Genomic DNA, 12,747 nt, shown 5'->3' with positions numbered 1-12,747 from the left:
ACCAGACGACACCTCTCGCACGCGGCACGCACCGGCCGACCCTGCGCCGACCGGTCTAGTCGGCGCGGCCCGCGATCCTGGCGTGGATACATGGTTCGGCTGCTCCCGGCGGTCACCCCGTTCACGATGGTCGCCGTCGTGCTCAATCGGCTCAGTCGAGAAGCCGCGCCGGTTGGCGTCGCGGACCGGGCCGCGTTTTCACTTGCAAGTATCGACAGAGTACGCCGATGCCCATGGAATTCCGCGAGAGTCGCCGCCGTTGATGAATATCTGGTTGTATCCGTACAGCCACAATTCAGTTCTTAGTGACCCATGATTAACACCCACGAAACCGCCAGAAAACCCGCTTATATGCGTTTTCGCGCAACCACCAAAAGCCCACACTCGATAGTATGGCTCGTCAGCTTGGATCGCGCAGAAATTGTCACCGCACATCGACTTGTGCATCACGTCAAAGTATGCATTATCCCAGTTAAGGCGTGGGCTCAGGCAAACTCGACCATCTTCTTGCAAGGTCGCGATCTTCTCACGACTGGAAACGAATTCGCCCTTGTTGTAAGCGCACTGGTCCCACTTGATCTCCGCGGAAGCCGGGCCCGAGGAGACGATCCCGATTCCCACGGTAAGCAGCACGCAGAAGATGGCCGCGACGAACCGTCCCCCGGTTCCCCGCAATTGCCAAGTTGTCGATTGATCACCCATCGCCACACCCCTTCTCTGGAGAGTTTTACAAAAGCGACGGTACGTAGCGAGGCGCGTGGTTACCAACGCATTCGGACAGGGCCGAATGTTTCGGCCACGCCCGAATGGACTTTCCCCCGAAGGCTCGCCCCCATACCGGTGGCCGTGAGTCGCGATCTTGTCCCGGACGTCCGCCCTCTTGACTCACTCACGCGACGACGGCGAGCAGACGTTCACCCGGTCGTCCGACGACCCTCCCAGCCACCCTCGTGGGGGAGACTCGCGACCAGCCGCGCACGATCACGCACTGCCGTTTTCTTGCCGATGACGACGGCGGCGATCGCGTCATCGACGCTCGTGGGGGGGCGACCGGGCCGTCAGGTGAGTACAGGCACGGCGGTGGGCGGCCCACAGCGTCGAACGCATCGACCAGTCCGGTGGGTGTGCAATCATGCCGATGCAGAGGCGGTGGACGGCGACGTCGGCAGAAGTGCTCCCGGCTTCGGGTGGATCCAGATCGGCCGCACCGGTCGGGTCGGATTCAGCGTAGGGGCTATCTTTCGCACCAAAGCCCACCTTTCCGATAGCAACCTGCAACACCTGCGAGATTCGAACCCCGCAACAAGAACGCAGACCGAATTCCGGGTTGCTCTAATTCACAGGTTCGGGCCCTCGCGCTCGGAGCCCTGGGTCGCTCAGAGGCGAACGCGGGCGCCGGGTTGGAGTTCTGGGCGGGTGCGGGCTGTCTTGCCGCTAGATGTTGGCCTGCGGGATTTGAAGGCCTGGCGGTCGTAGCGAAGGTGCATGGCACGGCTTCCCCGTGGTGCACCCCGGTGCAGGAGATGTCACCGACGACGCGGTCCTCGCGCGCCAGGGTGCGTCGGCTAGTGACTTCCAGAGCACCGATCGAGGAGCCTTCGAGTGCTTCGTAGTGCTGACCGCGGTCGGTGATCGGCGGCTTGTCGGGAAACGCGGATTCCCACATCCGGAAGTAGAGGCCGGCCGCGGTCGAGCTCAGCGGGGCGGCCAGGCTGGCTTCCGCGCACGCGCAAGCCACTTCGGCCGCTGTGCCGGGTCGGGTGTCCTGACCGGTCGCCAGCCGGTCGAGGAGCTCCCGGTAGTGCGAACGGCTCACGAACCCCGTAGCCATCAAGTCGTGCGTCGGTACGAGCAGTCCGAACCCGTGGTACAGAAGATCGCCTCTGTCGGGGTGTCGGGCGATGGCGGCGTCGATCTCGCTCTCGGCCCACTCCATCTGTTCCAGCGTGGTGCCGATGAGATTGGTGGACTCCTGCAGGATCACGGACAGCGGATCGTTGTGGCGCGCGTTGACCATGACGGTCGACCTCTCTGGGCGGCGCCGGGACGGTGGCTGTGGCGGCCTGGTCCTCGGCGCGGTTGGGCTGTGTCATCCCAGAGGTGTTCGTCGCGCGTCATCGAGCTGATTCATGCTTCGGCAGAGCAGGGTCGGTCGAGCTCACATGCCACCCAATCGTGAATGTGGGCTCGCGACGGTGTGGACTGCTGCACGGATAGGTGACGACTCAACCTGTAGGGCAGGTCAACCTGTCACCTATCTGTGCAGCAGTCCCAAAGGGACTGCTGCACGGATAAGTGACAACTGACTCGTGGTGCCGACAGGGATCGCTGGAAGAATGTTCACTGTGCCCCGCGGTGGTAGCGGTCCGGTCCTTCGCGAGCGCATCGGCGCTGGGACCAGCGTGCTTGCAGAGGCGACGGTTCCAAGCGTTTCATCCGGACGAGCCGCACGGCACCAAGGTGTGTGACCATACATGCAGCAGTCCCGTTCAACTCAATGTGCTCTGGTAGATGTGCTCAGGATTGCGCCTGTAGCGAATGGCCGGATCCAGGGCGGGCCGCCGAAGAGCTTCTATTCGCTAGACGAAATCCTGTACGGGGTGCAGGTGGTCCGTCGCGTGGCGCCACGCATGCACGGGTGTGATCCTGAGCCCCATGGTGGAATCAACCAAGGCTGTGTCCTGGGCCCGCCCGAGGAATGTCGGATCAGTCGTCGCACTGTGCTTGCTCACAGTCGGTGCGGGAGCCGGAGTCGCGGCGGCGCAGGGTGCGATCTTCGTGACCGAGACATTCACTGGTACCACGGCGGACCCGCTGTTCTCTGCCTACGGCTCGGCATGCTTGACAGGCGCCGCCCCGGGTTCGCCCACGGCGGGTGCGCATCCGCTTGGGGGCTGCGACCCCGCGCGGACGGTGAACTCGCCGCCCCTTGAGGGCGCTCCGGACGGGTACCTCCAGCTCACGGACGCGTCGAACGACCAGTCAGGCGCCGTCCTTTTCGACACACCTATACCGGCAGGGCAAGGCTTAACCGTTCGATTCGAGCAGTGGCAGTACGGCACGACGACTGCCGACCCCGCCCCGGCCGACGGCATCGCCTTCTTCCTTGTCGACGGCGACGCCGAGCTCATCGCTCCCGGTGCATTCGGCGGCAGCCTGGGATACGCGCAGAAGCGGCCAGACGGGAACCCCGCCAACGCGATCATCCCAGGGGTCGAGGGCGGCTACCTGGGAATCGGGCTCGATGTGCTCGGCAACTACTTCGGGGACTGGGAGGACCGCGGGCTCGGATGCCCAGAGGGGCAGCAGTCCCCGGCGGGGACAGGCTTCCGTATTCCAGAACCGGAGAAGATCACGGTGCGCGGGCCGGCAGAGCCCGGCGACAGCACGCAGGGGTACTGCTTCCTGACCTCCACGGCGGAGAATCTCGATGACCCGACGGCGACGGCGTGGCCCTCCACCCTCCCGGTCACGCTCCAGGGGGACACCGCCTCTATGCCCGACGGGATCAGCGCTGCCGCCGCGGCAGCGCTCCTCGAGCCAGATAGGCGGACCGTCGAAGTCGTCGTCAGTCCAGCCCCCGACCCGCGCGTCACCGTGTCTGTCGCCGGCCCCGAGGGCGACCTTCAGCAGGTACTCGATATCGCGGCCCCTCAGCCAGTACCGGAGACGTACAAGTTTGGCTTCTCCGCCTCCACCGGGCAGTTCACGGACGTGCATCTCATTCGCAACGTCGTGCTGGAGTCCGTGGACCCTTCGCCGATCCTCACGCTCACCAAGGTGGCCGACGACCCAGGCCCGTACCAGCTCGGTGACACGGTCACCTACACCTACCGCGTCACCAACTCCGGCCTGGCACCCGTCACAGACCTCGAGGTGCTCGACGACCGCATCCCCGACGTCGTCTGCGACGCCACGACGCTCGGCGCCCTCGGCGACGCCCCCGACAACGAGACGACGTGCCGCGGCGTGTACACCGTCACAGCAGAGGACATCGAGGCCGGGGAGGTGGTCAACACCGCGACGGCGTCCGGCGACGGAGGCGGGGCAATCTCGCCCCCGGTGAGCGAAACTGTTCCGGTCATCGCACCGACGCCCTCGCCAAGTCCGAGCTTGTCGCCTACCTCGTCGCCTGACCCGTCCGCCAGCCCGTCGCCGAGCCCCAGTGCGGTGGCGCCTGTGGTCCCGCCGGTGACTCACGAACCGACTACCGGGCCAACAACCCCGAGTGAGCTGTCCAGCACCGGCGCGAACGTAGGTCTGGTGACGCTCCTGTCTGCTGTACTGCTCGCGACCGGCGCCCTGATCCTCGTGCTTGGGCGCCGCCGAAGCCATTGGTAGGGCCGGAGACGCGAGACTCGGTTGACACTAGGGCTGAGCCGGACCCGGTCGCTGTCGTGTCCGGTACGGTCGATTCTACGCAGGCAACGGTGCGGTGTGCCCAGCTCTCTCGGGATGCGGCCAGGCCCGGAGCCCGCCTCGCCGTGTCCGCTCATGCCGTGGAGCCAGACTCCGTCGGCGGCTGCCGCCGAGCGCTCGGCGAGGGGCGACCAGCTCCACCACAATTCGAGTCCTGCAACAAGATGGTCACTTCGGGCTGCGGTAACTAACAGCGCGTGATAGCCGTAGAAACACCGAGCGGGGCGTGAAATTCCGAGCGGGGCGCGAGCTCTCACCTCGCGGGTGCGGCGCCATTCGGGGACACGAGGGGCACAAATGACTTCCACGGCCGAAGAGACCGGCACCGCAAAGCTCAGCCTTCCGGCCTTGACCGCGATGGTGGTTGGCTCGATGGTCGGGGCCGGAGTGTTCCAGCTACCCGCACGGTTCGCGAGCGAGACGGGCGTCTACGGTGCCCTGATCGCGTGGGCCATAGCGGGCCTCGGCATGCTCATGCTCGCCTTCGTGTTCCAGTCTCTTGCGGTCCGTAAGCCCACCCTGGACAACGGCGTGTACGTATACGCCCGCGAGGGGTTCGGTGTCTATCCCGGCTTCCTGTCGGCCGTCGGCTTCTGGGCTTCGGCGTGTGCCGGCAACGCTTTCTACTGGGTGCTCATCATGACCACCCTGTCGCAGCTCTTTCCGGACCTGGCACCGGTCCTCGGGGAGGGCGACACGTGGACGGCGTTTCTCATCTCGGCTGCCGCTGTGTGGGGTTTCTACTTCCTGATCCGCCGGGGTGTCAAAGAGGCGGCCGCGATCAACGCCGTCGTCACGGTTGCCAAGCTCGTGCCGCTCGCGCTCTTCCTGGTCCTGGTCATCTTCTTCTTCGACTGGGACGTCTTCGTCGGGAATCTCACCGGTGGATACGACGTGCCTGGCGGCGAGTCATTGTTCCTGCAGGTGCAGGGCACCATGCTCATAACGGTCTTCGTCTTCCTGGGCATCGAGGGTGCGAGCGTCTACTCCCGGTACGCCAAGAAGCGAAAGGACGTCGGGCGTGCCACGGTGCTAGGCTTCCTCTCGGTGCTCGCGCTCTTCGCGAGCATCTCGATCCTGTCCTACGGAATCCTGCCCAAGGCCGAGATCGCCGCTCTCCAGCAACCGTCAGTCGGCGGCGTGCTGGAGGAGGCCGTCGGCCCGTGGGGCGGGGTGCTCATCAGGGTCGGCCTCATCGTCTCCGTGCTCGGCGCCTATCTCGCCTGGCAGCTGCTCGCCGCCGACGTCGTCTACGCGGCCGCCAGGGATGAAGACCTGCCGCGGTACTTCGCACGGTTGAACCCACGCGAGGTACCACAGAACGCAGTGCTATGGACCTCGATCTTCGTCACCCTCATCCTGTTCGCCGTTCAGTTCGTCAGCGACGCCCTCGACTTCACACTCGACCTGACCGCCGCGCTCGCCCTGGCCCCGTTCGCCCTTGCCAGCGCTTACGCGGTCAAGATCGCACTGCGCCGCGACGGGTACGACCAGGTCCCCGCCGGCATTCGCACCCGTGAACTGGTCATTGCAATCATTTCCACGATCTACACCCTGTTCCTCATCTGGGCTGCCGGGTACGTGTTCCTGTTCCTCGCGTGCCTCCTGCTCGCTCCCGCCACAGGGCTCTACTACGTCGCGCGCCGGGAACAGCGCGTGGCCGTGTTCACCAAGCCCGGTTTGGTGATCTTCGTCGTGGTCGCCATCTTCGCCGTGGTCGGCCTCGTGCTTCTGGCTACCGGTTCAGTGCAGATCTGATCTACCGCATCAGCATGGAGACATCCATGCCGAACGCTTCGTATGGCGTCCACTCCGAGGTCGGCAGGCGCAACAAGGTGCTCGTGTGCCGGCCCTCCATCATCCCTATCTATCGCTGGCGGGTCGCCAGCGAGGTGTTCCTGGTGCCACCGTGATGGACAAGGTCATGTGCGCGATGTTCGTGCTGTCGATGCTGTCCGGCGCGTGAGCCAACCTCGACCACGCAGTTCACGTCCGAGCACGGGTACGACGCACCTCTCCGAGGCGCGCAACTGTGGGCCAGGTACCGGCTTGGATGAGGTAACCACTCTCGGGGTCTGACTAGACTCCCAGCCCGATCGTCCCGGGCTGGGGTCTCTGCTCCGCGGTCCTTGACTGCCCGACCAGGCAGGCTCGCGGCCAGCGCTACAACGCTGACAACCGGACATCTTCCCTGCGTTATCCGGCACGGTCGCGGGAAGCCAACCTGGCCGCGCGAAGAAGTCCGAGCGACTCGGCTTTCGCCAGCGCTTCCTTGCGGTGCGAGACTCGCAGCTTCTGATAGATCCTCCGGATTTGCGTGCGGACCGTAGTGACCGAGACACCGAATTGTGCTGCCGTTTTCTTTGCGGTCTGGCCGGTACTCAAGGCCCGGAGCACTTCGTGCTCTCGAGGGGTGAGGTGTACCAGCGGATTCGATGGCGGTGCGTTGTACCGTGCGGTGACGGTCCCGCCGTGGAGCGGATTGACCACGCGTGCCAGCCGGGCGAGCTCCTCGAGCTCGACGTCGTGCAGGGCCAAGAACGGTGAGACGTGCGCACGGCTCGCGCGCAGGCGCATCGCCGACAGGAACGCGACCCCGGCTCGCTCGAGATGCCCGGTCCTCAGGTGGGTGGTGGCCTCGACGAGACGGAGGCCCATCTGATCGTTGAGGGGTAGTTCGTCGCACTGATTCGCTTCTGCGGCGAGTCGCATCGCTTCGTGATGGTCTCCGGCCAGTAGATGGGCCCAGGCGGCGTAGAGGATCAGTGAGCCGATCTCGGCGTGCTGGTCGGAGAGGTGCAGCACGCGCGTTCCAGCCCCAACGCGCAGGAGCAGTTTTGCCTCAGCCCGCAGAATGAGTTCTCCGGCCATGGTCGTCGGATCGGGGCTGAGAGCTGCGTGCCTCTGGCGAGCGGCATCGAGGGCACGAAGACCCCGGTGCGGGTCACCGAAGTGCGCCTCATAGCTTGCTTTGGCGAACGCAATGAAAGGCCAGAGCTCCACGCTCTCCGTCGCGGGTCCGATCTGACGAAGGATGTAGGCCGCTGTGTCCGGATCGCCCTCGTCGATCGCGATGAGCGCGCGGGCCGTGGCTGCGCCTATGCCGCACTGGTGCTCGATCCAGCCGGGAAGGGAACCCGAGCGTTCGAATGCCTCCAGCCAGTTACGGGCCAGATCGAAATGACCACGCCATGCGCTGAGGAGCGCGAGGTTTGCCGCTGCGCTCGTCCCAGCGTAGTGAGCGTATGGTGGTTGGCCCGCCTCGGCGTGGGCGCGCGTGAACAGCCGCGTCGCCTCGTCGAGCGACCCCCCGAGCATCGCTGTCAGACCACGCTCGGCTGAGAGCCAACCGGGACGGGCCGCTGCCGCGGCGGGCTTCCAGGGTGGTACGGGCTGCGCCGCGCCGAGCGTGACGTGAGCGTCGGTCCACGCACCGATGCGCTCGGACCCGCTGTAGTCGCCGCGCATGCGCCCGGAGATGACGGCGGCAGCGCCAGCCGCGAGAAGGTCGCCGGACCGGCTGAACGAGCCAAGGCGCATGCCGTAGCGCTGTCCGACCACAACGTAGAACTGCAGAGTCCGGCGTAACCGGTGGTGGTCTCCCTCCGCGTAGCCCGCGCGAAGGTATGCGAGGAGGGCGGCGTGCAACAGCCGGGGGCGGCTTTCGAACACCTTGGTGGGGATTTCCTCGAGCGTCCGCAGCACCTCGGGACTGAACCTGCTTGCTAGGTCATACCAACGGGCGTCAAACAAAGCCTCGATCCGGTCGAGATCACCAGAAATCAGGCCTGAATGGACCAAGTCGTCACTGAGCGAGTGCGGTTCATCGGATGAAATAGGCACTCTCGGATCATGCCTTTGCAACGTTATGGGCGCCCGAGCAGTGCGGGTGAATTTTGCCTCAAAACTGATGACAGAGTTGATGATCTTTGCCGTTTCATCGATTAGAGCCGGCTGGATCGCCGTCTCATGGGAAGCGCATTGGGCACGCGAGGGGCGCGTGCGAGGAGGAAAGGAAGCCCATGCGCAGTCCGTCAGAACGTCACCAAACCGACCGTAAGAGAAGGGGCCGCCAGTCCCTGCGAACGCAGCGGGCCGGGGATGGCCGGCCCCAGTTGCAGACCCGCCTGATCGGTGGCGCCGTGGCCGTCGTGACGGCCTGCGCAGGACTCTTCGTCGCAACGCCTGCCGCGTTCGCCGACACCGTCTACGAGATCACCGGCGAGTGGGAGACCGACACGCCGACCGTCGTGACGTCGGGCGACGTCGTCACTGGGGTGTGGCGCGTGAACGTCAACGACGATGCCCCCGCGCCGTCGAACGAACCGGTGGACAACGTGACCTTCAGCGTCACGCTGGAGAACGGGATCTTCGCCGAGCTGCCAGACGTCTGCCTCACGGCCGGCGTCGACCCGGTCTCGGCGATCTCCGAGGACGGCGCGACGCTCACTTGTAACCTCGGCACCAAGGACCAGGGCACCGCCGCGGTGATCCAGACGCCGATCGAGGCGGACGGGCCGACTGGTAGCCAGCTCTCGGCATCGGGCACGATTGCCGGGCAGACAGTCGACCTGAGTCCGATCGACATCGTCAACGACTTCGGGATGGACATCCGGTGGGTCACTGGCGCAGCCTACGTCTCCAGCGGCGCGGACTACTTCGAGGTCAGCTACGAGTGGACCCTGAGCAAGGCGAAGGCGAGCGACGCGGGCCCGCAGACGGTCACGTACGAGCTCGACATCGCGTCGCCACAGGGTGGCACGATCCAGATCGCGCCGAAGGGCTGTACGGCGTTCGACCTGGGCGTGGCGGCCGACGGCCACCCGTGGTCGGGCGGTGACCACCCGGCGGACCGGATGACGTCGTTCGTGGACAGCTGCACGGTCACGCAGACCGGCCCGACCACGTTCGAGATGACGCTGAGCGGCATCGACTACGACCCGACCAACGTCCCCACACGCGACTCGGCAGGCAACCTGCTGCCCACCGAGGTGGCGCTGGCCTCCGGCTCGGTCTACGTGCGCGTTCTCAACGTACCCGGTGGCTCGGCGACCCTTACCTCCAACGCGCCGACCTACACCTCGGTGACCGGGCTGACCGCGCAGGACGACCCCTCGAACAACAGCGAGACCAAGTCGTGGCAGCCGCTCGGCACGTACTCCTCTGGTTGGGGCCGCGGGTACACGGGAAGCGGCGGTACGACGTGGGACGACACCTACCGCGTTTCGGCAGGTACCGTCGTGGGGCAATACCTCGACACGGGCTGGCAGCGCTGGTCCGAACGTGCCGACGAGCGTCTCGTCGGCATGTGCGCGCCTTTCGATACGCGTCATGTGACGCTCGAGTCGTTCGTCTGGGGCACTCCGCCGGGTGGAGTCGACGGCGCGCCTTTCGAGTACTACACGGGTACTAGCCCGAACCTGGACCCGGCGAGCGGCAGCTACGACCCGAACACGTTCGACTGCGGGCCCGACGACGGATGGAGCACCACCCCGCCGGCGAACCTCGCTGACGTCAGGGCCGTGCGCGTGGTGATGACGCAGGGACAAGCCGAGGCGCACGCCGACGACCCGAGCATCACCCCGGTCGCCTTCGTCCGGATCCGGCCGGAGACCCCGCCGGGCACGGAGGTGTGGACCTTCTTCTCCGGGATCCACGACGCTCCGGTCCCAGACTCGTGGACCGGTCCGGACTACGCAGGGTGCATCACGAACACGCCCGGCTGGCGGTACCCGTGCACCACGGGCTTCCGGGACGTGCTCCGCATCATCGACGCCGTGCCGGCGATCGTGAAGTCTGCCGACCGCAGCGCCGTGACCCCAGGCGTTCCGGCGACGTTCACGCTGACTTACGCCGCGAATGGTGCCGGGCAGGTTCCGCCGACCGTTGACAACTACGAGCTCGTGGACACGCTGCCGCTTGGCCTGACGTACGTGCCGGGCTCTGCGTCGCCCGAGCCGGCGATCACGACTGACGGCGAGGGGCGTCAGGTGCTGAGTTGGAGCTTCGATGGGGTCGCCACCAACACGCAGAACGTGCAGACCTACCAGGCGGTCGCCGACCCGAGCGTGACTCCGGGGGCTGTTCTCACCAATACAGCGTCGGCGTCGTACGGCGGGCAGACTCGCTCGGCCACCGCACAAGTGACTGTGTCGTCGTCCGGCTACACGACGATCGGGAAGTCCGCGGACACCCCGTACATCCCGAACCTCGCCGGTGACGGCGTGGGTGCCGGCTCGTGGACGGTGACGCTGCGGTCGTTCGATCCGCTGCCGCAGTCGTTCACGGACACGATCGACATTCTGCCGTTCAACGGTGACGACCGCGGGACTGATTTTGCGGGTGACTACTCGCTGACCGGAGTGGACGCTGTCGCGGGTGCCACGGTCTACTACACGACAGCGGACCCGGCCTCGCTCAGCGACGACCCAGGCGACGAGTCGAACGGCGCCGCAGGCGACATCGCGGGGAACTCGGTCGGCTGGACCACGACCTACAGCCCCGAGGCGACCGCTGTTCGTGTGATCGGGCCGGAGCTGGCCCCGGGCGCGACCCAGGCCTTCACCGTCGAGATCGAGACCGACGGCGCCGAGGGCGGGGACATGCTGGTCAACCGTGCCCAGGCGCGCGACGGCCACACCGAGCTTGTGATGCGCACGTCGGCGCCGATCGAGGTCGCCAACTACTACTCGGCGTCGCTGAAGAAGTACGTGCAGGATGCCGAGGGCACGTGGCGTGACGCAAACACCGTGGAGGATTATCCGACCTACCGGCTGGGTGACACGGTCCCGTACCGGATCGTGGTGGAGAACTCCGGCCAGGGCACCCTGACCGACCTCGTGATCACCGACGACCTGTTTCCCGACGGCTCGTTCACGGTCGACGAGCTGGCTCCCGGCGACAGCGAGACGCACGAGTTCGAGATCGTCCTGGAGGAGGGCAGCCCGGACACCGTGGTGAACACGGCGTGCGGTGCCGCAGACGTCCCCGATGACTCTGACGTAGCGCCGACGATCAACTGCGACCCGGCAGGGCTGGAGGTGGATGGAGACCCCACCCACAGCAAGGAGCTGGTCTCGGCCACCCCGATCGGTGACGGTCAGTGGGAGATCGTGTACGGGATCGACGTGAGCAACACGTCGACTATGTCGACGTCGTACACGCTGGACGACGAGCTGCACTTCGCCGAGGCGGCGACCATCGTCTCGGCCAAGGTGACGTCCTCGCCGGACGGGGTGACCCTGGCTGAGCCGGCCTGGGACGGTCAGAAGAACCTGACCGTCGCCTCCGCGGTGCCGCTCCTGGGCAACGAGGACGGCGGCTACGAGCCGCACCGGTACGAGCTGACCGTGATCGCCGACGTGCCGCTCCAGGTGCCCGGTGCGGGCACGGCGGACGACCCGACCGCGTGCGGCCCCGACGGTGACGACTCTGACACGGCGTTCAACAACACGTCCGCGATGTCCGACCCGGTCGGCCAGGTCGAGGACGATCAGGCGTGTGCGCCGATCCCGTCGATCGACATCACCAAGTCCGTGCTCGGTGACCCCGTTGCCGGCAAGGACGGGGCGTGGACGATCACGTACGAGATCAGGGCCACCAACAGCGGTGACGCCGACGGCACGTACACGCTCACCGACCGCCTGCGGTTCGGTGCGGGTATCGACGTCACGTCCGCGGAGGTGACGGCGACGCCCAAGGGTGTGACCGCCGCGGAGTCGTGGACCGGTCAGGGGGTCGAGGGTGACGACGCGAACGTGGTCGCCACCGCCGTGAACCTGCGTGCGGGAGCCACCCACACGTACCGGGTCACGGTCCAGGCCACCGTTGACGGCGACGCCGCCAACGAGTCCACGTTCACCTGCCCGCCGTCCGGATCCGGCAAGCCGGGCGGGTTCGCGAACACTGCCGGCATCGGTCACAACGACCTGACCGACAGCGCGGACGCGTGTGCCACCCCGAAGGAGCCCGGCAAGCCCGTCACGCCGGCCGAGCCCGGTGGCCCGGTGGACCCGGGCGCGCCGAGCGACCCGCCGCCCCTCGCGGCGACGGGCGCCGACATTGGGTGGATCACCGGGGGAGCAGTGCTGCTGATCCTGCTCGGTGCCGCCGCGATGGTCATCTCGCGTCACCGCCGGACCATCGGCTGACGCCCTGACACCGGAAGCCCTGCCCGCGGGTACCCAGCTCGCGGGCAGGGCTTCCACCCGCACCACCCGTACCGCGTACCACCCAGCAACGCACCGACAGAGGGAGCGAAGCGTGAAGGACCTGGCACAGCACCCCGCACCAAGGATCTCCGGCCTGAGCCCGCGCAGGATCGTGCGC

Annotated in this window: 6 protein-coding genes; 3 read left to right on the top strand and 3 right to left on the bottom strand. The window is 66.5% G+C overall.

The window, feature by feature from the left end:
* Positions 1–198: 198 nt before the first annotated feature.
* Positions 199–702 (bottom strand): hypothetical protein, encoded by a 504-nt coding sequence (locus tag AB0I29_RS09900; RefSeq protein ID WP_357481028.1) that lies wholly within the window; start codon positions 700–702, stop codon positions 199–201.
* A 532-nt stretch (positions 703–1,234) separates the two neighbouring features.
* Complete coding sequence (locus AB0I29_RS09895; protein WP_357481025.1) at positions 1,235–2,017, bottom strand: hypothetical protein; 783 nt, start codon at positions 2,015–2,017, stop codon at positions 1,235–1,237.
* Between the two features lie 761 nt (positions 2,018–2,778).
* Here AB0I29_RS09895 and AB0I29_RS09890 point away from each other — a divergent pair.
* Together AB0I29_RS09890 and AB0I29_RS09885 are read left to right on the top strand one after the other, a co-directional pair.
* The gene (locus AB0I29_RS09890; protein ID WP_357481021.1) at positions 2,779–4,341 is read left to right on the top strand and encodes a hypothetical protein; all 1,563 of its coding nucleotides are present in this window, start codon (positions 2,779–2,781) and stop codon (positions 4,339–4,341) included.
* A 375-nt stretch (positions 4,342–4,716) separates the two neighbouring features.
* Positions 4,717–6,177, top strand: a complete 1,461-nt coding sequence (locus tag AB0I29_RS09885) for a basic amino acid/polyamine antiporter (RefSeq protein ID WP_357481016.1) — start codon at positions 4,717–4,719, stop codon at positions 6,175–6,177.
* A 438-nt stretch (positions 6,178–6,615) separates the two neighbouring features.
* On the opposite strand, the gene AB0I29_RS09880 is transcribed toward AB0I29_RS09885, so the two are convergent.
* Positions 6,616–8,262 carry a LuxR C-terminal-related transcriptional regulator gene (locus AB0I29_RS09880; RefSeq protein WP_357481013.1) on the bottom strand — a complete coding sequence of 549 codons (1,647 nt, stop codon included), beginning with the start codon at positions 8,260–8,262 and terminating at the stop codon, positions 6,616–6,618.
* 272 nt (positions 8,263–8,534) lie between these two features.
* Between AB0I29_RS09880 and AB0I29_RS09875 the strand changes: the two genes are divergently transcribed.
* Positions 8,535–12,569, top strand: coding sequence for a hypothetical protein (locus tag AB0I29_RS09875; RefSeq protein ID WP_357481010.1), 4,035 nt, complete (start codon positions 8,535–8,537; stop codon positions 12,567–12,569).
* Positions 12,570–12,747: the final 178 nt, after the last annotated feature.

This window comes from Promicromonospora sp. NPDC050262 (assembly GCF_040655935.1).
Classification (GTDB): Bacteria; Actinomycetota; Actinomycetes; order Actinomycetales; family Cellulomonadaceae; genus Promicromonospora.
The sequence above is the reverse complement of the archived record's forward strand: the minus strand, read 5'-3'. Positions and strand labels throughout refer to the sequence as shown.

Coding starts and splice junctions, on each gene's coding strand:
- AB0I29_RS09900 (WP_357481028.1), bottom strand. CDS start 702: ATGGGTGATCAATCGACAACTTGGCAATTGCGGGGAACCGGGGGACGG.
- AB0I29_RS09895 (WP_357481025.1), bottom strand. CDS start 2,017: ATGGTCAACGCGCGCCACAACGATCCGCTGTCCGTGATCCTGCAGGAG.
- AB0I29_RS09885 (WP_357481016.1), top strand. CDS start 4,717: ATGACTTCCACGGCCGAAGAGACCGGCACCGCAAAGCTCAGCCTTCCG.